Consider the following 25,201-nt stretch of genomic DNA (forward strand, 5'->3'; position numbering starts at 1 on the left):
GGATGGGCCCGCGTTTGGATCGGAATCCGACGCCCTCGCTGGTGGGTGCCACGCTAGACCCGGGCCAGTCCGGCGGCCTGCGCAAGCAGTTCCACGGAACGCAGCCGCGCCTCGGTGCCCGTGCTTTGGTGCGCAACGATGAGTTCGTCGGCGTCGGCGTGCCTGCCAAATTCGTCCAGGTAGTCCATCACGACGTCGGGCGTACCCACCGCCGAGTACGTCATCATCTGCGAGACGTGCTGGCCCTGGGGTGAGTCGAGGATCATGTCCGCTTCGTCGTCGGTGAACTCGCGGCCCCCGCCGAAGAACAGCGACACCCGCGCACGCTTGGTGGCCTGCATCATTGCCTGTGCCTCGGAGGCGGAATCGGCGGCAATCACGTTCACGCCCGCGATAACGTGCGGCGCATCCAGCTGTGCCGAGGGCTTGAACTCGCGGCGGTAAAGGGCAACCGCATCCTGCAGCGCGGTGGGGGCGAAGTGCGAGGCGAACGCGTACGGCAGGCCGAGCTGGGCGGCCAGGCGCGCGCCGAACAGGGATGAGCCCAGGATGTACAGCGGGACGTCGGTGCCCTTTCCCGGAGTGGCTTCCACGCCTTGGATCCGGGTGGGCCCGGTGAGGTAGCCCTGGAGCTCCAGGACGTCCTGCGGGAAGCTGTCGGCGGACATGGGGTCACGGCGCAGGGCGCGCATGGTGTTCTGGTCGCTGCCGGGCGCACGTCCGAGGCCCAGGTCGATCCGCCCCGGGTGCAGGGTTTCGAGGGTGCCGAACTGCTCCGCGATGGTCAGCGGCGAGTGGTTGGGCAGCATTACGCCGCCGGCGCCGAGCCGGATGCTCTCCGTGTGCGCGGCCACATGGGCGATCAGCACGCTCGTGGCCGAGGAGGCAATGGAGGACATGTTGTGGTGCTCGGCGTACCAGACCCGCCGGTACCCCAGCTTCTCGGCGCTCTGCGCCATGGCCACGCTGCCCGCGAAACTCTCTGCCGCCGTCTGGCCCTTACCGATGGTTGCCAGGTCAAGGATGGAGAGGGGAGGAGTCACGGTGGGAGCCGACCTTTCAAAACGTTACGTGGAGTTTTGCCGGCCGGGTTGCGGCGGGCACTCTCTGCATAACCACGGCGGGACCCGTCTTATTTCTGTGACGTTCGGAATACTCGGCAAGCTGGCGGGCGCCGCCGGCTCACCATGAAGGTGCACGCTGCCGGCATGAAAGGGGGAAGATCCGCTCCGAATGTGACCGCCGCGGTCGCCCGGTTAACCGCCGTTACTCCCTGTATCCCAGGGTTGCGGAGGCCTTTGATTCCCCGTCCGGCCCTGCCGGATAGTTGCTGCAACGAACACGCTCCGATGCATCCGCTACCCACCTCCAAGGAGGAAAAATGGCCTTCCCCAAGGCAAAACCAGCCGTCGTCGCCTTCACCATCACGGCACTCTTGGCGCTCACTGCCTGCTCCGACCCCGGCGCGACGGCGGCGACAGCACCGACGTCGGGCTCCCCCACTACGGCGGCGGGCAAGGCGTTTAACCTGTCCCCTGAGCAGGACCGTTTCAAGGTTTCGGCCGACTCCGAAGCAGCCGCACTGGTTCCGGAGACCATCAAAGCCGATGGCAAGCTCACGGTTGTCAGCACTGGCGGCACGGCCCCGCTCAGCGCCTTTGCCACGGACAACAAGACCCTGATCGGCAGCGAGGTGGACATCGCTTACGCGGTGGGCGAGACCCTGGGCCTGGAGGTCGAGGTCCTTCCCGTGGCTTGGGCTGACTGGCCGCTGGGCGTTGAGTCCGGGAAGTACGAAGCCGTGCTGTCCAACGTGACTGTCACCGAAGCCCGCAAGGAAAAGTTTGACTTCGCCACCTACCGGAACGATCTGCTGGGCTTCTACGCGAAAAGCGATTCGGACATCGGCGAGATCAAAGAGGCCAAGGATGTTGCGGGCAAGCGCGTCATTGTTGGCTCCGGCACCAACCAGGAAGCCATCCTGGTGCGCTGGGACGAGGAGAACAAGAAGAACGGCCTGAAGCCTGTTGAGTTCCAGTATTACGACGACGACTCCGCCTCCACGCTGGCCCTGCAGTCCGGCCGCGCGGACCTCACGTTCGGACCGAACGCCGGGGCCGCGTACAAGGCCGCGCTGGACGGCAAGAGCAAGCAGGTTGGCACCCTCAACGGCGGCTGGCCGCTGACCGCGCACATCGCCTTCACCACCAAGAAGGACAATGGCCTGGCCGCTGCAGCCCAGGCCGCACTGAATGAGCTGATTGAAAACGGCACCTACAGCAAGATCCTGGACCGCTGGGGACTCTCATCAGAGGCCATCCAGAAGTCCGAACTGAACCCGGCAGGCCTGCCCAAAAAGTAGGAAAGCCTGCCGACGAATGGATCCCCGCCTCGCTTCAGCAAGGCGGGGATCCTTCACGTCAGGGCGCATATCCTGAGAAGGAGCTGCCCCATGCTGAAGGAGCCCCATGACCCACCCCACCCGTCCCTTGCGCAAGCTTGGATTCCTCACTATTGGCCTGTTCGATCCGGCGGATCCCGCTTCCGGCCACGAATCCACTTTGCAGATCATTGAACGTGGCGAGCGGCTTGGATTCGACAGTGCCTGGCTGCGCCACCGCCATCTGCAGTTCGGGATCTCCTCCCCCATCGCGGTGATGGCCGCCGCCAGCCAGCGCACCTCCCGGATTGAACTGGGAACCGCCGTCACCCCGCTGGGCTGGGAAAACCCCCTGCGCCTGGCTGAGGACCTGGCCACCGTCGATCTGCTCGCCGGGGGACGCATTAATCCGGGGCTGAGCGTGGGGGAACCGATGCACTACGACACACTGAAGCACGAGCTGTACCCGGATACATCAGAGCTTGAGGACTTCAGCTACGCCCGCGTGGACCGCCTTGCACGTCTGATCGCAGGGGAAAGGGTGCGGGACTTTTCCGGCCGGCAAGGTGTGGTCGAGGAATTCTCCAACCGGGTCGAGCCGCACTCTCCCGGCCTGCGGGATCGCCTTTGGTACGGGGCCGGCAGCAGGAAGTCGGCCGTCTGGGCCGGGGCGAACGGTTTCAATCTGCTCTCCAGCAGTGTGATCTTCCCCGAAGCGGACCAGGAACCGGACTTTGCCCGGGTTCAGCAATCGCAGATCCGTGCCTTTCGTGAGGCCGCCGCGACGTCAGCCCAAGCGAATGGACCGGCCCGCGTGTCGCAGGGCCTGGTGGTCATCCCCACCGATTCAGCATCGCCGGAACAGCGGGAGAAGTACCAGCGGTACGTTGATGAACGCACTCCCCGCACACGGGTGCCGCAGGGGCCAAAAGGCATGATGTTCGCCCCGGACCTCATCGGCACCAGCGATGAAATTGCGGAGCAGCTGTACGCACATGCAGGATTCCAGGAAGTGGATGAGGTGGCGTTCGCGCTCCCCTTTAGCTTTGACCACGAGGACTACCTCCAGATCCTTACCGACATTGCCGGCAGGTTGGGTCCCGCCCTGGGCTGGACCCCGGTGGAGGTTGGGCAGGGCTCACCGTAGCCGCCCTATGACCTCATGTGCCCTTCCATCCACCCTGGAAAGTGCATGCCTGGCAGGTTTAGCCATAGTCTGGCCAGATGGGGACAAATACCGTGAACTCCGGCGAACAGGTCGACAGGCAGTCGCGCATCCTCGAAGCGGCGCTCGATCTGCTGTCCCGCTACGGTATCTCGGGCGTGAGCATGCGCGCTGTGGCCCGCGAAGCCGGCGTCGCGCTGGGGCTTGTGAACTATTACTACGACGACAAGACCAGCCTGATCCGGGCGGCCCTGCACCGGGTAGACGAGCACGACCTTAAGCTGGTCGCACCAGACCCAACGTCCGCCCCGGACGAACAGCTGCGCAAGGCCCTGCGGCGGGTTGCGGGCGCCGACCTGCTGACTACACGGTACCTGTCCCTGCGCCTGCACCTCTGGGCCCTCGCGCAAGCAGACGAGGACTATGCCGAGATTAATGCTGCAGCTTTTGACCGGTACCTCGACGGGCTCGCATCGCTGGTGGCCAACGCCGTTCCCGGACTCCCGCGGGAGCAATGCAGGGAACGGGCAGCCGACATTGTCGTCGTACAAAACGGCATGTGGCTCACTGCGCTTCTTGGCATAGACAAGGCAGCCATCCAGAGAAGCATCGCCCGCACGGAGCAGATCGCGTTCGCGCCGCCGCGGGACCAATAGCCCCAGCCATGCGGCGGGCTTCCGCAGCACATCCGTCCTCAGGCTCCGCCCTGCAGGCAGCGTCGGCGGAAAGCCATGGTGCGGAGGCAAAATACCTTAGAGCTGCAGCTCCCACACTGTCAGCTGCAGCCTGACGCTCCCCAGGGAAGGGTCGTCGACGGCACTCTCAGTGCCGTCGACGGCCCTTTCCCCGTAGCCGGCCGCGCTCATGATGCGCGTGCCACCTCGGCAGCAGGCACTGGAGCCGCGAGCCCAAGGTTTTCACGCAGGGTGCTGCCCCGGTACTCCGTGGGGTAGACGCCGCGATCCTGCAGCTCCGGGACCAGGTGGTTCACAATGTCGTCCAGGCCACTGGGAACCAGCCACGGGGAGATGTTGAAACCGTCCACCGCGCCGACCCTCGCATACTCAGCCAACTGATCAGCCACTCGCGAGTAGGAACCCGTGAAGGTGGCGTCCACGCGTGCTGTGCGGGAGGTGACGAATTGGCGGATGGAGAGGCCCTTGTCCTTGGCCTCCGCCCGCCACTGGTCCGCCAACTGCCTGGCCTTGGCTCCGTGGAAGCCGCTGCCGCGGGTCTCGGAGGTTTCCTCCACCACGGGATCGATCTCCGGAAGGGGCCCGTCGGGGTCATATTCCGAGAGTTCGCGGCCCCAAAACTGCTCCAGGTACGCCACGGCCTGCTGCGGACCGATCTGCAGGCTGCGCACCCACTCCTTCTTCTCCGCCGCTTCCTCAGCGGTGGCCGCGAGGATGAATTCGCTGGCCGGCATGATCTGGACGGCGTTGGCGCCCCGGCCTGCAGCCAGGGACCGTTCCACGAGGTCCTTGCGGAACTCGACGGCGTCGTCGAACTTGGGATGGGCCGAGAAGATGACGTCCGCCTGGCGGGCGGCGAAGTCGCGGCCTTCCGGGGAGTCACCCGCTTGGAAGAGCACGGGCCGGTACTGCGCGCTTCGAGGCAGCCGCGGCGTCACGTCCACCGTGTAGTGCTGCCCTTCATGGAGCACGCGGCGCACCGGCCCTTCCGCGGTTTCCCAGGAATCCCAGATGCGCTTGGCGGTCCGCACAAAGGCCTCCGCATGCTTGTAGCGGTCCGCGTGGTCCAGGTATCCCCCGCGCCGGAAGTTGGCGCCGGTCCAGGCGTTGTCGGTGGTCACGATGTTCCACGCGGCCCGGCCGCCGGAGATCAGGTCAAGGGACGAGAGCCGGTGCGCCAGGTCCGCGGGATCGTTGTACGTGGTGTTCTGGGTAGCCACAAGCCCGATGTTTTTGGTCACGGAAGCAAGGGCGGCCAGCATGGTCTGCGCGTCCGGGCGGCCCACCACGTCCAGGGCGTGCGGCCTGCCCAGGTGTTCCCGCAGGCGGAGGCCCTCGCCAAGGAAGAACGCGGCGAACAGCCCGCGCTCGGCCGTCTGCACGATGCGGCGGAAGGATTCGAAGTCGGTTTGGGACCCGGATTCCCCCGCCTTCCAAATGGTGCCGGAGTTGACGCCCTGGAAGAAGACGCCGAACTTGATTTTGCCGGTCGGTACAAAATCATCGGATTTAGCACTGCTGTGCTGCGTCATGGTCTTTCCCCTAGTTTCCGGCGGCAGCGGCCGCGGATGAATCTGCATAGCGGCTGGCCGGGCGCGGGAGCCCGAGCAGGTCGCGGAAGGTGCCGTCCTGAATCGGCGCCCGCAGGGCGCCGCGGCGCCTCAGTTCGGGCAGGACCAGCCGTGAAAGTTCGTCCAGCTCCACGGCGAGCGACGCCGGGTGGAGGCGGACGCCGTCGGCCTCCACGAGCAGCAGCTCAAGCAGGTCCGCCAGGCCGGCAGGAGTGCCGAGGTACCGTGCGCGGCCGCTTTCGGCCCCGGCTGCCCGCTCAGCCGCAGCCTGCCCGCGGGCGTCAAGGACGACGTCGAGCTCGGCGATGACCGCCACGGACGCACCCAGGCGGCTGCGGAAGTCCCTGACTTCGGCGGCGAGCAGTTCGGGCGTCGGCGCGGTGACGAGCACGGCATCCACGTCGTTCGCGGAAACCTGCCCGTCGCCCACCAAGGCCGAAGCGGCAAGCACCGGCAACTGCCCCTGCAGCGGCCTGGGAATGATGGATGGTCCCTTGACTGAATAGCCGCCGCCGGCGAAATCGGCGGGGGTCTCAAAATCGACGTAGTGCAGCTTGTCCACGTCGATGTACCGGCCCGTTGCGACGTCGCGGATGACGGCGTCGTCCTCCCAGGAGTCCCACAGCCGTCGGGAAACCTCGATGGAAGCGGCGGCTTCCTGAGCCAGAGCCGTGCCGGTCACATGATCGCGCCCGACGGCGGCTGCCGCCTCCGGTGATTCCGCTGCGGTTGCGATCCAACCGGCACGGCCGCCGGACACGTAGTCCAGGCTCGCCAGTTGCGTGGAAACGTGGAACGGCTCGGTGTACACCGTGTCCACCTCGGGGACCAGGGCGATAGTCCGGGTTACCGGCCCGGCGTAGGCGGCGCGGTGCAGGGCGTTGGCCCGGCCCGGAAGCGGTGAGTCCGTAAACGTGGCCACGTGGAACGCTGCGGATTCAGCGGCGAGGACGGCTTCGGCAAGTGTTGCGAAGTCTCCGCCGTCCCAGCCGGCGCCGTCCAGCTCGATCGCCAGGAAACCGACCCGTCCCGCTTCTGCTGTGTTCTTTTCCGGGGTGCTCACTGCTGGTCCTGACGTTCGTAGGGGATCTTCTCGCCGGCTTCAATGGGCACCGGTAACCGGTTTTCCGCGGGTGGCAGCGGGCAGGTGGCGAGGTCGGTATAGGCGCACGGCAGGTTCACGGCCCGGTTGAAGTCGAGCTCGACCGTGCCGTCGCCGGCCGGGACCACCGACAGCGAGCGGTTGGCTGCGTAGGTGGTTTTGCCGGAGGTCTGGTCCGTGAACAGCACCAGCAGGGATCCGGGCGCGTGCCCGTTGAACGCCGTCAATGCCAGTTCCTGGCCGGCCAGCTTGAACCGGATCTCACCTGGCGCCTCGTAGACATGCTGGATGCCTTCGACGGCGGCACCCACCGTGGTGGGGCGGGGCACCTCGAACGGCACATAGGTTCCCCGGACGGCATACGCCGCATCCGGTGTGTAGGCCGGCGTGCCCTGGTAGCCGCGCAGCAGCCCGTTCTCAGGATTCCGCGGCCGCACCATGTACTCGCCGCCCCGCTTGGCAAGCTCAATGACGGTTTGCCCGGAGCTGAAGTTCAGGCCGCCACGTTCAGCGATGGGACCGATGACCGTTTCCCCTGCCGGGAGGGCCTGCTGCTCCAGCTCCAGTAGCTCGCCGGGCTCCAGGACCACGGTGACGACGTCGTTGGCGGCGCTCCAAGTTCCGGGCACTCCGTCCAATGCGGCGGGCTCAGGACCCAACCAGTGGAGGTGGGTGACGGCCAGGAAACCGTGCGGGTGTGCCCGGTGGCGTTCATGGGCCGAGTGCCATTCCTGCCAGTCGGATTCAAAGGATTCGTATGCGGTGTCAGTGGATCCGGCTGTGGTGGCGTTCATCGGGTTTTCTCATTCTGCGTGGGGGCAGCCTGGGAGGCCGCAAAGCTTTCTTCGGTGATGGTCTCGGACTCCGGCAGTGCTTCCTCGGACAGGCCCCAGCGCTCCAGCACCTTGGCATATGAGCCGTCTTCAATGGCGGCGTTCAGGGCTTCCGTGATCACCGGTGCCAGGCCGTTGCCACGCAAGGTAGTGGCAGCCACGAGGGTTTCGGACGGCCACCCGGCATTGACCTTGCCCACCACTTTCAGGTCGTCACGGGTGTTTTCCCGGTACACAGTGGACGGGTAGGGCGCGATGTTGAGGTCGGTGCGTCCCGAAGACAACGCCAGGATGGTGTCGGCATCGGAGGAGTAGTACTGCAGGGTGGCGGGCGGCTTGCCTTTGCCTTCGAGCTCCTTGTTCCACGCCAGCAGAATCTTCTCCTGGTTGGTCCCGGAGCCCACGGAGACCTTCAGCCCGGAGATGTCGTCGGCGCCCTCGATGTCATAGGTGGCGGACGTCTTGGCTTCAAAGCCCATAAAGGCCGCGCGGTAGCTGGCGAAGTCGAACAGCTTCACCCTGTCCTTGTTGACACCCACGTTGGAGAAGACGGCCTCGAAGTCACCCGACTGGGTCTTCAGTGGCCAGTTTTCCCAGGACGTCACCTGGACGTCCAGTTCCAGGCCCAGCTTGTCCGCCACGAGCTGGGCGATGTCCAGTTCGGATCCGATCGGAGTCTTGTCATCGGTGGCATGGAAGGACAGCGGAATGGACCCCGCGGTGGTGGCAATGGTCAGCTTGCCGTCCTTGCCGATCAGTTCGGGGACCTTGGCCGCGAGCGCCGTGTCCTTCTCCGCCCGGATGCGCTGTTGGTCCGGGGAAGTGTTGTAGACGACGCCGTTGCGTGCCGCCGTCGTCTGCGCACCTCCGGCGGCGGGGCCGGCAGCTGTTGCGCCGGGATCAGCGCAGCCGGCCAGGGCAACAGTTCCAAGAAGTACGACGGCGGACAGCGCCGCGGGAGTGCGCCTGTTGCGGAAGCGTAGGGTGCGGATGCCGGCAGGTGAAGAGGTTGCCATGGGGAGTCCTTTAGATGTTGAAGGCCGGTTCGAGCACTTTGGAGAGGAAGCTCCGGGTGCGCGGTTCCTGCGGGTTGGTGAAGATCTGTTCCGGGCTGCCCTGTTCCACGATCTGCCCCTCGTCCATAAACACCACGGTGTCTGCCACATCGCGGGCGAAGCCCATTTCGTGGGTGACGATGATCAGGGTGGTGCCGGAGGTGGCGAGTTCCCGGATGACGTCGAGGACTTCGTTGACCAGTTCGGGGTCCAGGGCCGAGGTGGGCTCGTCGAACAGCAGGATCTTGGGGTCTAGGGCCAGGGCGCGGGCGATGGCCACCCGTTGCTGCTGGCCGCCGGAGAGTTGGCGGGGGTAGGCGCCGGCACGGTCCTTCAGGCCTACCCGGTCCAGCAGCTCCAGGCCGCGGCGCCGTGCATCCTCCTTGGAGCGGCCCAGTGCCACGACGGGAGCTTCGGCCACGTTTTCCAGTGCGGTGAGGTGCGGGAACAGGTTGAAGTTCTGGAACACCATGCCGATCCCGGTGCGCTGCTTCAGGATTTCCTTCTCGCGCAGCTCGAGCAGCCGCTCGCCGCGGACTTCGTAGCCCACCAGCCTGCCGTCGATCGAGATGAAGCCGCCGTCCACCTTTTCCAGATGGTTGATGGTGCGCAGCAGGGTGGATTTGCCTGAACCGGAGGGGCCAACGATGACGGCAACGCCGCCGGGCTCAACAGTGAGGCTGACGCCCTTGAGGACCTCGGTGGTACCGAAGGACTTACGGACTTTGGTGATTTCCACGAGGCCGCGGGTGGTAGCGGCAGTTGCGGTGGCGGTCATCAGAGGCTCCTTGCCCGGTTGGTGGCCACTGCGTGGGTGGCGAAGAATGTGCGGGCCTTCTGCAGGGGAGTCAGCGGCAGGTTCCGCACCGCCCCCTTGGAGTAGTGCCGTTCAATGTAGTACTGGAAGACGCTGAGCACCGAGGTGATCACCACGTACCAAAGGGTTGCCACGAGGAGCAGAGGGAGGACCTGCTGGGTGCGGTTGTAAATGACCTGGACGGTGTAGAACAGTTCGGAGTACGCCAGGACGTACACAATGGAGGTGCCCTTCACCAGTCCGATGATCTCGTTGAAGGCGTTGGGCAGGATGGCCCGCATGGCCTGTGGCAGGACAATGCGGGTGGACCTCCGCCAGGCCGGGATGCCCAGGGCGGCAGCGGCTTCAAGCTGTCCCTGGTCCACCGAGAGGATGCCGCCCCGGATGATCTCGGCCGAGTACGCGGCCTGGTTCAGGGTCAGGCCCAGCACAGCTGCTGCGAACTGGCTGATCAGGGTGGTGGTCTGCACCTCGAAGAACCGGACGTCGGTAAAGGGGATACCTAAGCTGATCTTTTCGTACAGGTAGCCCAGGTTGTACCAGAGCAGCATCTGGACCAGGAGCGGCGTGGACCGGAAGATCCAGGAGAACGTCCAGGACACCGAGACCAGCAGCGGCGAGGCGGACAACCGCATCAGTGCCAGGATGAAGCCCAGCACGAAGCCGAGGATGCCGGAGATCGCGGTCAGCTTCAGTGTCTCCAGCAATCCGTTGATGACGGACTGGGCGGTGAACCACTGCGCCACGACGCCCCACTCCCAGCGGGGGTTGGTGGCCAGGGACCACGCCACCGCGAGGACTCCAAGGGCCACGACGGCGGTCCCCACCCACCGCCAGGGGTGCTTGGCGGCCACCATACGGTAGGCGGAGTAGTCAGTGGCTACCCTGGTCGCGCCATTTTCAGGCGGCAGCCCGCCCGCCCCGGAAGCAGCCGTTCCAGGAGCTTCGGCCGGCGCCGGGCCTGCAGCTGACTGGGCTGACTTTGTTGACTGCGCCACCGTCGTTGCTGCTGAACTCATGCGCCACCTCGCTTCTCTGGTTGGGCCGGAACTGGTTGCCCCGGTTGCTGGCTGCAAATCTAGGACCGGCGCGAACGGGGCAGCAAGGCAGCAGGTTGCATTACTTCACCGGAGTTCGCACGGCGTCATGAGTCGGTTTTTTGCGTCCCTTGACGCGTTGTGACGCGGAGTTAACGGCCGTGAAGGGGCGCTCGACCGCCGCCGGAAAGGCTGCCTAGCATGGGCACTCCAGCCGCCGCCTACCGCCGCTACCAGGAGCATCCATGCCAGCGAACATCCCGGTCGTCGTCTTCGTGGGCGGCGGGCCCCGCACGGCCGGCGTCCTCGAGCGGATCGCCGCAAACCGTCCGGAGCTCTTCAGCGGACCACTGGAGATCCACGTGATCGAGCCGCACGTCCCGGGTTCCGGCCGCATTTGGCGCTACGACCAGGATCCGGGCCTCCTGCTCAACTCCACCGCGGCGGACATCACCATGTTCACCGATGCCTCGGTTGCCTGCGAAGGTCCGGCCAGCAATGGTCCGAGCCTGGCTGAATGGGCCGCGGGCGTGGTGGACGGCTCCATCACGGACGTGCCGGACTTCCCCCGCCCCTTATGGGAGCAGCTCCGCGGCCTTACCGGCGCCACCTTCCCAAGCCGGCAGCTGCAGAGCCAGTACCTGGAGTGGTTCTTCCGCCGCACGGCCAGGTCCTTCGGCCGTCACGTGACGGTTCACCGGACCACTGCCGTGGCGGTCAGGCAGGCAGGTGACTCGGCTTCCGGCGCAGATGCCGCCGGCAGGCCGGACGGCTACCTCGTTGATCTGGCAAGCGGGCGGACCCTGCGGGCCGACGTCGTGGTTACCGCCCTGGGGCACACTGATTCCTATCCTGATACCGCTTCTGCTGCCTGGCCCGATTTTGCCGAACGGCACGCTGGGTTCCATGCGGCCCCCAGCTACACCACCGACGTCGACTATTCACCCATTGCTCCGGGACAGGACGTGATCGTTTCCGGCATGGGCCTGGCCTTCGTTGACCTCCTGGTCCTCCTGATGGAGGGACGCGGCGGCCGCTTTGTGGAAAATTCCGACGGCGGCCTGCGGTACCTTCCGTCCGGGCGGGAACCCAGGTTGTGGGCCGGGTCGCGCAGGGGGGTGCCCTACCACTCCAAGATTTCCGCAACGCTTCGGGGCGAGACGCCGGGGCCGTTGCGTTTCCTGACCGCCGCAGCCGTGGATGCCCTGCTGGAGCAACACGAAGAACTGGATTTCCGCAGGGACCTGTGGCCGCTGATTGCTAAGGAAGCCGGTTACGGCTACTACCGGGAGTTGCTGACCGGCAGCCCGGCCCGGGCTGCCATGGGCTGGGAGGAGTTCGCCACGCGCTACTCCAGCCTTGACTGGTACAGCCCAGGCCGGGAGGAGCTCGTGGCCGCTGCCGTACCGGATCCCGCCCTGCACCTGGATCTGGAACGGCTTGACCGTCCCTTCGCCGGCCGCCGCTTTGCAGGCGACCAGGAGGTGCAGGATGCGGTGGTTGAGTACATCGAGCAGGATCTTGTGCTCCGGGACAGCCCCGACCACCCCGAAACCCTCGCCCTATTCCTGGCCCTGCTTCATGTGTACATGGAAGTAGGACGCGTCGTCCCGCCGGAGCGCTTCAACGCCCGGTCCCAGCATACGATCCACGGCTGGTGGCACGGGTTCTTCAGCTTCGTGGACTCCGGGCCGCCGCCGCACCGGCTCCGCCAGATGCTGGCACTGCACCGCGCCGGCCTGCTGCGTTTCCTCGGGCCCGGCCTTGAGGTGTCCGCGAACGAATCAACCGGTTTGTTCCATGGCAGCTCACCGCAGTCAGGGACCTCTGTGGCGGCAAAAGCCCTGATCGAAGCCAGGCTGCCCTCGCCTACCGTGGCGCGGTCGCTTAACCCGCTGCTGCAGTCCCTCCACCGGTCCGGGCTCGGCGTGGAACAGCAGCTGCTCACCACGGACGGGATCCACTCCACAGGGAAACTGCTGATTTCAACCCGGCAGGAGCTGGTGGGCGCCGAGGGGAAGCCGCAGCCGCGGATCTTTGGCATCGGCCCCGGCACGTCCGGCTGGGGCGCCGGAGCCTTTGCCCGTCCCGGCACCAACGCCGCACCCTTTCGGGAGAATGATGCCCTGGCCCGGACCATCCTCGCCGTTGCCCGTGGCATCGCCTCCCGCACTTCCAGCACAATGTCTCCAGAACCAGCCGCCGTCGGAAAGAACTGAACCGTGACAGCAGAACCGGACCTCGCCCGCCAGCACCTGGACGGTGCGCACCCGCCCGTCGTCGTTGCGCGCCCCCCGCTCGACCCGGCCGCGCTGACGGTCCTTAACCTCCCCATGCACGATCCGCGGGTTCGGCCGCTGCTGGACGAGCTCGCCGTCGAATACGACACCCGGTACGGCGATCTCTTCGGGCGGAAGGCGGCAGCGGAAGAACTAAGCCGCTACCCCGCGGAGGAATTTGAAGCACCCGGTGGAGCGCTCCTGGTGATCCAGGAAAACGGGGAATCCATCGCCGGTGGGGCATTCCGCCGCTACGACGCCACAACGGCGGAACTGAAGCGGATCTGGACCCACTCGGGCCACCGCCGCCGTGGCTTGGCCCGGCGGGTGGTGGCCGAGCTGGAAACCCTCGCCGCCACACGCGGGTACAGGCGCGTCTATCTCACCACCGGTCCCCGCCAGCCTGAAGCCAAGCACCTGTACCTCAGCACCGGCTACCAGCCCCAGTTCAACCTGGACGCGGACCCGGAGACGCTGAAGCTCCTGGCGTTCACGAAGGAGCTTCAGGGGTTCGGCCCAACTGACCGTGGGCTCCGCCGGGCGGGCAGGGCCCACCGCTAAGCTGGCGGCATGGCCAACAAAACCACAGCAGAGAAGCTTGCCACCATCCAGAAGGGATACACGCTGGAAGGGGCCGCCATTGAACTCGGTGCCGCCATCGTTGACGGCGAACTCCACAAGGAGGCGCAGGTCCGCCTGCCACTGGCCATGATGAACCGGCATGGCCTGGTGGCAGGCGCCACCGGCACCGGCAAGACCGTCACGCTGCACATGATGGCCGAACAGCTGTCCACCGCGGGTGTCCCCGTCTTCCTTGCGGACATCAAGGGCGATCTCTCGGGCCTCGCCACGGCTGCCACTGGCAGTGAAAAACTTGCTGCACGCACCGAGAGCATCGGCCAGGCCTGGCAGGGCAGGACTTTCCCCGTAGAGTTCCTCGCGCTGGGCGGTGACGGCAACGGTGTCCCGGTCAGGGCTACGGTAACGTCCTTCGGCCCCATCCTGCTCTCTCGCATCATGGAGCTGAACGACACCCAGGAATCCAGCCTGCAGCTGGTGTTCTATTTTGCGGACAAGAACGGGCTGGAGCTAATCGATCTGAAGGACCTCAGGGCGGTCATTCAGTTCCTGACGTCGCCGGAGGGCAAGGACCAGCTGGAGGAGCTGGGCGGGTTGTCCAAAGCTACCGCGGGCGTGATCCTGCGGGAACTGGTGAACCTGGAGGCCCAGGGATTGGAGAAGTTCTTCGGCGAACCGGAATTCGATACCGCCGAACTGCTGCGGACCGCCCCCGACGGCCGCGGCGTGGTCACGTGCCTGGAACTGCCCACCCTGCAGACCAGGCCCATGCTGTTCTCGACCTTCCTGATGTGGCTGCTGGCTGACCTCTTTGAGGACCTGCCCGAAGCCGGCGACCTCGATAAACCAAAACTCGTGTTCTTCCTCGACGAGGCACACCTCCTCTTCAACGATGCGTCCAAGGCGTTCCTGGAGGCGATCACCACCACCGTCCGGCTCATCCGTTCCAAGGGTGTTGGTATCTTCTTCGTCACCCAGACGCCCAAGGACGTGCCGGCTGAAGTCCTCGGCCAGCTGGCCAACCGGGTGCAGCATGCGCTCCGCGCGTTCACTCCGGAGGACGCGAAGGCGCTCAAAGCGACGGTCTCCACCTTCCCGATGAGCGACTACGACCTCGAAGAGACCCTGACGTCCGCGGGCATCGGCGAAGCCGTGATCACGGTGATGAACGAGAACGGCGCACCAACACCCGTGGCCCATACCCGGCTGCGCGCCCCGGAATCCGTGATGGGCCCGAGTGACGAGGCCCTGGTGAGAAGCACGGTGGCCGGGTCCGCTTTGCTGTCCAAGTACGGGACCGCCGTAGACAACCCCTCGGCCTACGAGAAGCTCAGCGGCAAGGCGGCGGCTTCCACCGGCCCGGCTGCACCCGGCGAACCTCCCGTTCCCGGTGCCGGCATTCCTGATGCCGATGTCGATGCCGAGGCGCGGCGGATCGAAGAGGAGATCCTGGGCCGGCCCAGCAGCCGGACCGCACCCACCAGGAGCAGCGGCCGCCGTGCCCCTGCTGATATCCCGCGAACCAGCCGCGGGGAGTCCGGCGACAGCACGATGGGCGACCTTGGAGGTGTCCTCGGCGGTGCACTTGGCGGCGGGCTGAAAAGCATGGCACGGTCCATCGGAACGCAGCTGGGACGCGAGCTGCTGCGGGGCGTTTTTGGTACGTCGTCCCGGCGCCGCCGCTGATCGGAGCCACCGCCGTGCGCTGACTCAACTGCCGCCGTCGGGCGCATGGCAGGTAACGTATGGAACGTGCAGATGAGTCAAGCGTTGGTGAGGATCGCGGCCGGATGGCTGCTGGGCCTCATGCTTGCTGTTGCCGGCGCCGTCGTTGCCGTAAACCTCGTAAACGATACTGTGGCCAGTCCGCAGCAGCCGGTGCGCGAGTATCTGGACGCTCTGCAAAGCGGCGACGGCGGCAAGGCGCTGGGCCTTCTGAGGGCAACGGTACCGCCCAGCAACGCTGCCATGCTCGACGGCACGGCCCTGCAGACCGCCGCGTCCCGCCTGGCCAACGTGAACATCGGAGAGGCCGAGGAGCGACCGGGCGCGCAGGTGATGGTCCCCTTGGAATACACCATCGACGGAAGCCGCCTCCGCACCGAGTTCCTGCTGCAGAAGACCGGAACCGAGTGGATCTTCTTCAACACGTGGGCGTTTGTCCCGTCCCGGTTGCCCACCCTCGATGTCACCGTGGTCAATGCCAGCGAGGCCACCGTCAACGGCGTGGACGTCAATATGCCGAACGGCCGGAACTCCTTCGCCGTTTTCTACCCGGGCGAATACGAAGCCACGGTGAACGGGGAGTACTTCTCTGCGCCAGCCACCCGTGCCACAGTGACCGCCCGGGACGTCCCGGTGGCGCCGCTCAACCTGCTGACCCAGGCGACGGACAACCTGAAGACAGACGTAGCGGCGAAGGTGAAGGAATTCCTGGACGGCTGCGCGGCCCAGGCAGTCAAGGAGCAGAAGCTCCAGCCGGACTGCCCCTTCTACTACGCCAGCAACAACCGGGTCCAGGACGGCACCATCACATGGGCCGTCACTGAGTATCCCAACGTGGCCATCGAGCCCTTCGACGGGCGCTGGGTGGTGGCGCCGCTGGACGGCAAGGCGAAGGTGGAAGCGCTCCAGCAGAACCTGTTCACCGGCGCCTGGTACCCGCTGGACGAAGAGGTGGATTTCAGCTTCACCACCCGGCTGGACGTCTCCGGGGACACCATCAAAGTCACGCCGCTGCTGAGCTTCTAAGGCTGGATTCTGGCCGGTCCGGCTCCCCGGGTCGAACGCGAAAAGGGCTGCCGCCCGTGACGCTTAGGCCACGGGCGGCAGCCCTTGGTGCGCTCAAGGCACGACGGCGGCTGGTCAGTCCATGCCGCGCAGGTCCAGCACCAGCTCTGTATCGCCGTCGCCCTGCAATACCACCGGAATCCCCCAGTCCTGCTGGTAAAGGTGGCAGGCCGCATGGTCAGGGATTTCGCCGTCCTCGGTCTCGGGGCCGTCACAGGCCGCCGCGCGGGCAGTAATATGCAGGACGCCCTCCGGCACGTCTGCGGACAGCTCCAGTGTCCGCAGCAGCCCCACCGACGTACCGACGCCGGACACCAGCAGCTCAGGCGGAGTGGAAGAGATCTTCAGCTGGGTGGGATCGCCCCAACGGTCATCCAGCTTCTGCCCGGTGGGGGCGGTGAAGCGCACGGTCAGCTCGAGCGGGCCGGGCGCCACCGGGCTCTTCGGCCGGTGGGTCTGGGACGCTCCCTCGTCCACCTGCTGTGCTTCCTTGGGAATGGGAACGTACACCAGCTGGTGCTGGTTGGCCTCCACCACAACCAGCAGCGGCTCGGAACCGGCAGACTGCGTGTGGTCCACAATCACGTCCGAGGGCTCCAGGAGCCCGCGGGCCAGCGTCGAGACGGTCCCCGCGGTGGGGTCGTAGCGGCGGACAGCACCGTTGTAGGTATCGGCGATTGCCACAGAACCGTCCGGCAGCACCGTCACACCCAGCGGGTGCTGGAGCCGGGCTTCCGCCGCGGCGCCGTCGCGGAAACCGAAGTCGAACAGCCCCTTGCCCACAGCAGACTCAACGGTGATGGCGCCGTCGTCGTCAATCACGAGCTTGCGGAGGGCCGACGTCTCGGAGTCAGCCACCCAGATGTTGCCGGCCGCGTCTTCGGCGAGGCCGGAGGGCTGCGCGAACCAGGCCTCGTGGGCCGGGCCGTCCAGCAGGCCTTCCAGGCCGTTGCCGGCGGCAATGGCCACGGCCCCGGTCAGCGGGTCAAAGCTGAAGATCTGGTGTGTGCCGGCCATGGCGATGACCACGGCGTTGAGCTTGCTGGACCAGACGAGGTCCCACGGTGAGCTTAGGGAAACCTCAAGCGGGTGTTCGCTCAAACGGCCGGTGAAGCCGGCAGCGTCCTCGTCAACGCGGGCCGGGCCGGTCTCCAGCAGGCGCTGGATGCCGTTGCCCACGAGGGTGGTCGCCTTCCCGTCCTGCAGTGAGAGCCCGCGAAGCCGGTGGTTCACGGAATCGGCAATCACGACGTCGTAACCCACCTTGGCTGCCACGTCCTCCGGCAGCAGGACCAGGCCCTGGGGCTCGTTGAACTGGGCTGTGGCCGCGTCACCGGCGGCGGGGCCGTCAGCGTAGCCCTTGGTGCCGGAGCCGTAGGTTCCCAGGACAGTCTGGAAGTCGGTGCCCAGTTCCACCAGGCGGTGGTGTCCGGTGTCGGTAACCAGCCAGGAGCCGTGGGTTGCGGCATCCGCCGCTGCACCGGCGTCGGACGTTCCATCTGAGGCGGTGGAGCCGCGCCCGGCGGGCAGGAAGAGCGCCTTGCCGGGGAAGCGCAGCGTCCCTGAGGTGGGCTCAGGGGCAACGTAGGGGCCGGTGCCGCGGTGGAGCGTCCCCTTGGCTTCGTGTTCGGCGATGAGCTCGGGGATCAATACTGCGAGTCCGTCCGCGTGGCCTTCACCGGAGAGGTGCGCCACGATGTAGCCCTCGGGGTCAATGACCACCAGGGTGGGCCAGGCGCGGGCGGTGTAGGCCTTCCACGTGTCCAGCTCCGGATCGTCCAGGACCGGGTGGTGGATCTCGTAGCGCTCCACGGCAGCGGCCAGGGCCACCGGGTCTGCCTCGTGCTCGAACTTGGGCGAGTGGACGCCCACAGTCACCAGGACGTCGGAGTACTGCTCCTCGAGCGGCCGCAGTTCGTCCAGGACGTGAAGGCAGTTGATGCAGCAGAAGGTCCAGAAGTCCAGCAACACGATCTTGCCGCGGAGCGCTTCGAGGTCCAGCGATTTCCCCCCGGTGTTCAACCAGTTACGGCCCACCAGTTCGGAGGCTCGGACCCGGAGGTGGGTGCGTACGGTTTCGCTCATCAGCGTCCTTCCAGCTTGTTTCGTTCAGCCAGCCTGGCGTCGCGTTCAGCCAATTTGGCAAACATATCGTTGTAAGCGGTGAGATCGGCGTCGTTATTCCTGTCCGCCGCCCGGTCCACGCGTTTGGTCTCCCGCTGGTCGGACCTGGACCACATGATGGCCACGCCGATGGCCACGAGGAGGGTGGGCACCTCGCCGATGCCCCAGGCCACGGCGCCGCCGGTCTGCTGGTCCAGCAGCGCTGACTGTCCCCAGGCCCGGCCCAGGTTGCCGAAGTAGTCCGCGGCCAGCAGGTTGGTTCCGCCCATGATGGCGACGCCAAAGAAGGCGTGGAAGCCCATGGTGGCCAGCAGCAGCAGCAGGCGCATGGGGTACGGCGCCCGGCGCGGCAGCGGGTCGGAGCCGATCATGCTCAGGATGAAGATGTAGCCCGTCAGCAGGAAGTGCACGATCATCAGTTCGTGCCCCACGTGTTCCCGCATGGCAAACCCGAACAGGTCCGAGTAGTAGAACAGGACGATGGAACCGGCGAAGTTGGCAGCAGCGAACAGCGGATGCGTGACTACCTCCGAGAACCTGGAGTGCACAAACACCAGCAGCCACTCCCTCGGCCCGCGTGAACCGTCTCCGCGGGGAGGCAAGGCGCGCAGGGCCAGGGTCACCGGTGCGCCCAGGACCAGGAAAATGGGCGCCACCATGGTCAGCGCCATGTGGTCCACCATGTGCGCCGAGAACAGTACACGGCCATAGACCGACGGCGGGCCGGAGGTGATGTAGGTGAGCACCAGCAGGCCGATCACCCAGTTCACGGACCGGAACCACTGCCACTTGTCGCCCCGCCGGTGGATCTTCGCCACACCCAGGAAATAGGAGACCAGTCCGAACAGCGCCACGGCAATCCAAAGCCAGTCCAGCCGCCACTCGGTGAGCCAGCGCGCAGGGGTCAGCTCCGGAGGCAGTTCGTAGCCGGTCAGGATGAAAGCCGGCGTCGCGTCGGGCGCAAACGTGGTGGGCTGGGGCGGGGCGGAACGGCCCAGGGCCACGGCCACACCGGAGGTGGCACCCATGAGCAGGAATTCAGCCAGGACCAGCTGCCAGAGGACCCTTCGCGAGGACATGGTGGAGCCCTTGCGGTTCAGCTGCGGTATCACCCACTGCCGGTGCATGAACCCGATCCCGCCGAGGACCAGCGTTGCAGCGGCCTTGGCCAGGATCAGCTGGCCGTAGGGGGACCCGAAAAGGTCTCCCCAGTTGGTGATGCGGATGCTGGCGTTGATGATGCCGGAGGCGAAGACGAGCACAAAGGCGAAGCCCGCAAGCGAGGAGAACCGGCGGAGCGTTGCTTCGGTAATGTCCACCGTCGCGCCGGCTTTGCGGCCTGCCAGGATCCCGGACAGCAGCGCCAGCATGATGATGCCACCCACCCAGGTACTGACGCCCACCAGGTGCAGGCCCAGGGAATTGATGGCGCCTTCATGGTCCGAAGAGCTGGAGGAGTGTCCGATCAGGGCCGTCGGGACCAGGCCAATGAGTGCCAGGATCAGGGTCAGGGCCAGGCCACCAAGGGACCTGACGCCGAAGAGGGCAGTGGTCACCACGGCGGCAATGATGGTGACGGCGAGCCAGGCCCGGCCGGTCTCGATGTCCGTCATGAAGTAGACCAGGGCCTGCGTGAACTGGGCGTCCCCGGACACCGCTTGCCCGGCTACGTCTGAATAGGTGAGCACCAGGACGGCGATGGCGGACAGAGTCCAGACGGCCCCCGCAATTGCCGCAACAGCCATCGCGCGGGTGAAGGCCGGATGTTCGGGGCCCTCCTCGCCCCCGGCCTCCCGGTCCTTGCTGCGGAGCCCGAGGGTCTTGGGCAGGATTCCTACGGCGAAGATCAGGCCACCGATGACCGTGGCCACGGAGACGTTGTGAACGGCTTTGCTGACGGGCAGGCCCCAGCGGACCAGGGCACCGGGATCAGAAACCTCGCGGGCCACAGCCGCGCCGGAGAAAATGAGCGCCGCTGCCAGGCCGAGGAAAAGCGCCGCCAGTCCTGCCAGCTGCCAAGCCGCCGGGACGCCCAAGCCCGCGCCAGCCTGCCCAGGGACTCCCTTGGCGGGAGTTGGCTGGGTTGCTGTGGATTGGGGTTTTGCGGCGGAAGGCACCTATCCATTGTCCGATACCCTGGCCCCGGCCGCGAATCGGCTTAAAGCAAAAGGGGCGGCAACCGGGTGGTTGCCGCCCCTTGTCCACGCCGGCCTGGTGCCGGGGGAAGAAGCTCTACTTCTTGTTGGAGACCGCAGCCTTCAGCTTGGAGCCGGCGGTCAGCTTGACGCTGTGGCCAGCGGCGATCTGGATGGTCTCGCCGGTCTGCGGGTTGCGGCCCGTGCGTGCTGCACGGTCGGTGCGCTCAACGGCGAGCCAACCCGGAATGGTGATCTTCTCGCCCGCGGCAACAGAAGTCTCGAAAACCTCGAACAGTGCATCGAGGACGGAGTTGACGGCTGCCTGGCTGGTGCCGGCCTTGCCCGCTACCTCTGCAACAAGTTCACTACGGTTCTTAGCCATTTATGTCCTCCTGGACGGTCATGATTCTGGAGCCTGAACGCGGCGTGCGCACAAGCCACTGTTCGAAAACTTACCAGCTTGGGCCGTCCCGTTCCGCAAATTCCGCGTGTTTCCGCGACTTTTTGAGGTTAATCACCAGATTCTTCAGGGTTTCCGGCCCCCAATTGTGCCCACAGCGGACGCTTGCTCACTTCCTGCATGTTTTCCGGCGACGACTCATCAGCTCCTGCGGGTTTTCGTCCAACCCTCCATCACCTCCTGCCGGGTTTGGCGAGACGCTCTACCAGCTCCTGCACTCCTTCCGGCGACGCCCATCAGCTCTGCTGGTTTTGGTGAAGCGGGCCGGCAGTGTGGGGGGTCGACGGCGGTGCTGCCGCTGGAGGAGATGAAGGGTCCCGCCGTCAGCGGCGGGGTGGGGCGATGCCGGGTTCAGCCTCACCGCGCCGGTGTCTGTTAAATGCGGCAGGGCCCTGACGTCGTTTGTCAGGGCCCTGCTCTAATGGTTGTCCGGCGGTGACCTACTCTCCCACACCCTCCCGGGTGCAGTACCATCGGCGCTGTGGGTCTTAGCTTCCGGGTTCGGAATGGGACCGGGCGTTTCCCCCACGCTATGACCGCCGTAACCCTTTTACCCGGCACCAGCCCCTTGGGGGTGGTGTGGGAAATCTCGTGTGGTTACAACAATTGCTTCTGCCGTATCAGGGCAGTGTGGTGTTGTTATTCAATTGTGGTTTGTTCCCTGGACAACGTACCGGTTTGGTTTGTTGTTCGGGAACCACATAGTGGACGCAAGCAGTCTTGTTATCTTTTTACCCTGCTTCAGGTGTGAACGTCTTTTGAATCCGTTCACGAAGAGGGTGTGTGGTGTAAGTTATCGGCCTATTAGTACCGGTCAGCTTCACGAGTCGTTAGTCCTCGCTTCCACATCCGGCCTATCAACCCAGTGGTCTGGCTGGGGGCCTCTCACACACAAGGTGTATGGAAATCTCATCTTGAAGCGAGCTTCCCGCTTAGATGCTTTCAGCGGTTATCCCATCCGAACGTAGCTAATCAGCGGTGCACTTGGCAGTACAACTGACACACCAGAGGTTCGTCCGTCCCGGTCCTCTCGTACTAAGGACAGCCCTTCTCAAATTTCCTGCGCGCGCAGCGGATAGGGACCGAACTGTCTCACGACGTTCTAAACCCAGCTCGCGTACCGCTTTAATGGGCGAACAGCCCAACCCTTGGGACCTACTCCAGCCCCAGGATGCGACGAGCCGACATCGAGGTGCCAAACCATGCCGTCGATATGGACTCTTGGGCAAGATCAGCCTGTTATCCCCGAGGTACCTTTTATCCGTTGAGCGACGGCCATTCCACAATGTACCGCCGGATCACTAGTCCCGACTTTCGTCCCTGCTCGAGATGTCTCTCTCACAGTCAAGCTCCCTTGTGCACTTACACTCGACACCTGATTGCCAACCAGGCTGAGGGAACCTTTGGGCGCCTCCGTTACTTTTTAGGAGGCAACCGCCCCAGTTAAACTACCCATCAGGCACTGTCCCTGACCCGGATTACGGGCCGAAGTTAGATGTCCAAAGTGACCAGAGTGGTATTTCAACGATGACTCCACCCGAACTGGCGTCCGGGCTTCAACGTCTCCCACCTATCCTACACAAGCCACTCCGAACACCAATACCAAACTATAGTAAAGGTCTCGGGGTCTTTCCGTCCTGCTGCGCGTAACGAGCATCTTTACTCGTACTGCAATTTCGCCGAGTTTATGGTTGAGACAGCGGGGAAGTCGTTACTCCATTCGTGCAGGTCGGAACTTACCCGACAAGGAATTTCGCTACCTTAGGATGGTTATAGTTACCACCGCCGTTTACTGGGGCTTAAATTCTCAGCTTCGCCTTGCGGCTAACCGGTCCTCTTAACCTTCCAGCACCGGGCAGGAGTCAGTCCGTATACATCGTCTTGCGACTTCGCACGGACCTGTGTTTTTAGTAAACAGTCGCTTCCCCCTGGTCTCTGCGGCCCCGATCCCCTCCGGAACGCATGGTTCCATCAAGGTTGGGGCCCCCCTTCTCCCGAAGTTACGGGGGCATTTTGCCGAGTTCCTTAACCATAATTCTCTCGATCGCCTTAGTATTCTCTACCTGATCACCTGTGTCGGTTTGGGGTACGGGCGGCTAAAACCTCGCGTCGATGCTTTTCTCGGCAGCATAGGATCACCAAATCCCCCCAAACGGGGGTCCCATCAGATCTCAGGCATCATGAACAGCGGATTTGCCTACCGTTCGCCCTACATCCTTAGACCGGGACAACCATCGCCCGGCTTGGCTACCTTCCTGCGTCACACCTGTTAATACGCTTGCCTCCCAGGATCAGGTCCTGCGCTCCACCAAAACCCTTCACCCACAAGGGGTGTCAGGCAGGTCTCGGGCAGTTAGTATCCCCTGTTCAGCATGGGCGGTTTTTCGCCGGTACGGGAATATCAACCCGTTGTCCATCGACTACGCCTGTCGGCCTCGCCTTAGGTCCCGACTTACCCAGGGCAGATTAGCTTGACCCTGGAACCCTTGATCATTCGGCGGACGGGTTTCTCACCCGTCTTTCGCTACTCATGCCTGCATTCTCACTCGTGTAGGCTCCACCGCTGGTTTACACCGCGACTTCACTGCCCACACGACGCTCCCCTACCCATCCAGACGCCTGAACCACAAGGGCTTAGCTAATATCTGAATGCCACAACTTCGGCGGTGTACTTGAGCCCCGCTACATTGTCGGCGCGGAATCACTTGACCAGTGAGCTATTACGCACTCTTTTAAGGATGGCTGCTTCTAAGCCAACCTCCTGGTTGTCTTCGCAACTCCACATCCTTTCCCACTTAGCACACGCTTAGGGGCCTTAGTTGGTGGTCTGGGCTGTTTCCCTCTCGACTATGAAGCTTATCCCCCACAGTCTCACTGCTGCGCTCTCACTTACCGGCATTCGGAGTTTGGCTGACGTCAGTAACCTTGTAGGGCCCATTAGCCATCCAGTAGCTCTACCTCCGGTAAGAAACACGCAACGCTGCACCTAAATGCATTTCGGGGAGAACCAGCTATCACGAAGTTTGATTGGCCTTTCACCCCTACCCACAGCTCATCCCCTCCATTTTCAACTGAAGTGGGTTCGGTCCTCCACGACGTCTTACCGTCGCTTCAACCTGGCCATGGGTAGATCACTTCGCTTCGGGTCTAGATCACGCCACTGCAACGCCCTATTCAGACTCGCTTTCGCTACGGCTTCCCCACACGGGTTAACCTCGCGACGTAACACTAACTCGCAGGCTCATTCTTCAAAAGGCACGCCGTCACAACTACAAGGCTGCTCCGACGGATTGTAAGCACACGGTTTCAGGTACTGTTTCACTCCCCTCCCGGGGTACTTTTCACCTTTCCCTCACGGTACTGGTCCGCTATCGGTCATTAGGGAGTATTTAGGCTTATCAGGTGGTCCTGACAGATTCACACGGGATTTCTCGGGCCCCGTGCTACTTGGGATACTCATCCGGGCGGTACACAACATTTCGGTTACGGGGCTCACACCCTCTCTGGCCGGCCTTTCAAGACCGTTCACCTATGCCTGCACATCACACCCCACCAACCCGGCAGAATTGGTATGGAAAGTCCCACAACCCCGACCATGCAACGCCCGCCGGCTATCACACATGGAACGGTTTAGCCTGATCCGCGTTCGCTCGCCACTACTAACGGAATCACTATTGTTTTCTCTTCCTGCGGGTACTGAGATGTTTCACTTCCCCGCGTTCCCTCCACGCACCCTATGTGTTCAGATGCGGGTCACCAGATCACTCGCGCGTCTGGCGGGGTTTCCCCATTCGGACACCCTGGGATCACAGTCCGGTTATCGACTCCCCCAGGCTTATCGCAGATTCCTACGTCCTTCGTCGGCTCCTAATGCCAAGGCATCCACCGTGTGCTCTTAAAAACTTGACCACAAAAGATCAATCAGTAATTTTCGAGAGAACCACGAAAACCAACCACACCCAACAACCACCCCCAAAAAGAGGGCCATCATCACGCGCAGCCAGATCCAGGTTCATATTCTTGGAAATTGCTTCTTATAAAAGATGCTCGCGTCCACTATGTAGTTCTCAAACAACAACCCCAAACCACACACCCCACACAACCCCCGCCAAAAGCGAAGAACAACCGTGTAATCGGTGCAGCCAGGAAACCAGAAACAAACAAACCCGCAAACCA

17 protein-coding genes and 2 rRNA genes are annotated in these 25,201 nt (G+C 64.4%); 7 read left to right on the plus strand and 12 right to left on the minus strand.

Going from position 1 to position 25,201, the window contains the following annotated elements; translation table 11 throughout:
* Nucleotides 1-53: 53 nt before the first annotated feature.
* The gene (locus M1D32_RS18890; RefSeq protein ID WP_458780144.1) at nucleotides 54-1,043 is read right to left on the minus strand and encodes an LLM class flavin-dependent oxidoreductase; all 990 of its coding nucleotides are present in this window, start codon (nucleotides 1,041-1,043) and stop codon (nucleotides 54-56) included.
* Between the two features lie 338 nt (nucleotides 1,044-1,381).
* Here M1D32_RS18890 and M1D32_RS18895 point away from each other — a divergent pair, with 338 nt between their 5' ends.
* The 3 genes from M1D32_RS18895 to M1D32_RS18905 all read left to right on the plus strand — a co-directional run bounded on the left by M1D32_RS18895 (nucleotide 1,382) and on the right by M1D32_RS18905 (nucleotide 4,201).
* Nucleotides 1,382-2,362: an ABC transporter substrate-binding protein gene (locus M1D32_RS18895; RefSeq protein WP_458780145.1), complete on the plus strand. Its 981-nt coding sequence runs from the start codon at nucleotides 1,382-1,384 to the stop codon at nucleotides 2,360-2,362.
* A 106-nt stretch (nucleotides 2,363-2,468) separates the two neighbouring features.
* Nucleotides 2,469-3,527 (plus strand): LLM class flavin-dependent oxidoreductase, encoded by a 1,059-nt coding sequence (locus M1D32_RS18900; RefSeq protein WP_458780146.1) that lies wholly within the window; start codon nucleotides 2,469-2,471, stop codon nucleotides 3,525-3,527.
* Nucleotides 3,528-3,604: 77 nt separating this feature from the next.
* On the plus strand, nucleotides 3,605-4,201 hold the full coding sequence (locus M1D32_RS18905) for a TetR/AcrR family transcriptional regulator (protein WP_458780147.1): 597 nt from the start codon (nucleotides 3,605-3,607) through the stop codon (nucleotides 4,199-4,201).
* A 206-nt stretch (nucleotides 4,202-4,407) separates the two neighbouring features.
* On the opposite strand, the gene M1D32_RS18910 is transcribed toward M1D32_RS18905, so the two are convergent.
* Genes M1D32_RS18910 through M1D32_RS18935 form a run of 6 tightly spaced genes read right to left on the minus strand, consistent with a single transcriptional unit; the run spans nucleotide 4,408 to nucleotide 10,637 of the window.
* A complete protein-coding gene (locus tag M1D32_RS18910; protein WP_458780148.1) occupies nucleotides 4,408-5,772 on the minus strand; it encodes an NtaA/DmoA family FMN-dependent monooxygenase in 1,365 nt (454 codons plus the stop codon).
* Nucleotides 5,773-5,782: 10 nt separating this feature from the next.
* Complete coding sequence (locus M1D32_RS18915; RefSeq protein WP_458780149.1) at nucleotides 5,783-6,874, minus strand: LLM class flavin-dependent oxidoreductase; 1,092 nt, start codon at nucleotides 6,872-6,874, stop codon at nucleotides 5,783-5,785.
* Nucleotides 6,871-7,707, minus strand: coding sequence for a DUF1684 domain-containing protein (locus tag M1D32_RS18920; RefSeq protein ID WP_458780150.1), 837 nt, complete (start codon nucleotides 7,705-7,707; stop codon nucleotides 6,871-6,873). The genes M1D32_RS18915 and M1D32_RS18920 overlap by 4 nt, the downstream gene beginning before the upstream one ends.
* A complete protein-coding gene (locus tag M1D32_RS18925) occupies nucleotides 7,704-8,762 on the minus strand; it encodes a transporter substrate-binding domain-containing protein (RefSeq protein ID WP_458780151.1) in 1,059 nt (352 codons plus the stop codon). Before M1D32_RS18925 ends, M1D32_RS18920 begins: the two co-directional genes overlap by 4 nt.
* Before the next feature lie 10 nt (nucleotides 8,763-8,772).
* Nucleotides 8,773-9,579 carry an amino acid ABC transporter ATP-binding protein gene (locus M1D32_RS18930; RefSeq protein WP_458780152.1) on the minus strand — a complete coding sequence of 269 codons (807 nt, stop codon included), beginning with the start codon at nucleotides 9,577-9,579 and terminating at the stop codon, nucleotides 8,773-8,775.
* Nucleotides 9,579-10,637, minus strand: coding sequence for an amino acid ABC transporter permease (locus tag M1D32_RS18935; protein WP_458780153.1), 1,059 nt, complete (start codon nucleotides 10,635-10,637; stop codon nucleotides 9,579-9,581). Before M1D32_RS18935 ends, M1D32_RS18930 begins: the two co-directional genes overlap by 1 nt.
* A gap of 263 nt (nucleotides 10,638-10,900) precedes the next feature.
* Here M1D32_RS18935 and M1D32_RS18940 point away from each other — a divergent pair, with 263 nt between their 5' ends.
* From M1D32_RS18940 to M1D32_RS18955, 4 genes are all read left to right on the plus strand, one after another.
* Nucleotides 10,901-12,874 carry an FAD/NAD(P)-binding protein gene (locus tag M1D32_RS18940; RefSeq protein ID WP_458780154.1) on the plus strand — a complete coding sequence of 658 codons (1,974 nt, stop codon included), beginning with the start codon at nucleotides 10,901-10,903 and terminating at the stop codon, nucleotides 12,872-12,874.
* A gap of 114 nt (nucleotides 12,875-12,988) precedes the next feature.
* On the plus strand, nucleotides 12,989-13,495 hold the full coding sequence (locus M1D32_RS18945; RefSeq protein WP_458782235.1) for a GNAT family N-acetyltransferase: 507 nt from the start codon (nucleotides 12,989-12,991) through the stop codon (nucleotides 13,493-13,495).
* A 9-nt stretch (nucleotides 13,496-13,504) separates the two neighbouring features.
* Nucleotides 13,505-15,199, plus strand: coding sequence for a helicase HerA-like domain-containing protein (locus tag M1D32_RS18950; protein ID WP_458780155.1), 1,695 nt, complete (start codon nucleotides 13,505-13,507; stop codon nucleotides 15,197-15,199).
* A gap of 72 nt (nucleotides 15,200-15,271) precedes the next feature.
* Nucleotides 15,272-16,264 (plus strand): hypothetical protein, encoded by a 993-nt coding sequence (locus M1D32_RS18955; protein ID WP_458780156.1) that lies wholly within the window; start codon nucleotides 15,272-15,274, stop codon nucleotides 16,262-16,264.
* A gap of 114 nt (nucleotides 16,265-16,378) precedes the next feature.
* On the opposite strand, the gene M1D32_RS18960 is transcribed toward M1D32_RS18955, so the two are convergent.
* The 5 genes from M1D32_RS18960 to M1D32_RS18980 all read right to left on the minus strand — a co-directional run bounded on the left by M1D32_RS18960 (nucleotide 16,379) and on the right by M1D32_RS18980 (nucleotide 24,934).
* Nucleotides 16,379-18,388 carry an NHL domain-containing thioredoxin family protein gene (locus M1D32_RS18960; RefSeq protein WP_458780157.1) on the minus strand — a complete coding sequence of 670 codons (2,010 nt, stop codon included), beginning with the start codon at nucleotides 18,386-18,388 and terminating at the stop codon, nucleotides 16,379-16,381.
* Nucleotides 18,388-20,544: a cytochrome c oxidase assembly protein gene (locus M1D32_RS18965; protein ID WP_458780158.1), complete on the minus strand. Its 2,157-nt coding sequence runs from the start codon at nucleotides 20,542-20,544 to the stop codon at nucleotides 18,388-18,390. Before M1D32_RS18965 ends, M1D32_RS18960 begins: the two co-directional genes overlap by 1 nt.
* A gap of 115 nt (nucleotides 20,545-20,659) precedes the next feature.
* Nucleotides 20,660-20,947, minus strand: coding sequence for an HU family DNA-binding protein (locus M1D32_RS18970; protein ID WP_009358243.1), 288 nt, complete (start codon nucleotides 20,945-20,947; stop codon nucleotides 20,660-20,662).
* 505 nt (nucleotides 20,948-21,452) lie between these two features.
* Nucleotides 21,453-21,569, minus strand: a 5S ribosomal RNA gene (gene rrf / locus M1D32_RS18975).
* Between the two features lie 239 nt (nucleotides 21,570-21,808).
* A 23S ribosomal RNA gene (locus M1D32_RS18980) occupies nucleotides 21,809-24,934 on the minus strand.
* Nucleotides 24,935-25,201 lie beyond the last annotated feature (267 nt).

It is taken from the genome of Arthrobacter sp. D3-16 (assembly GCF_054408515.1).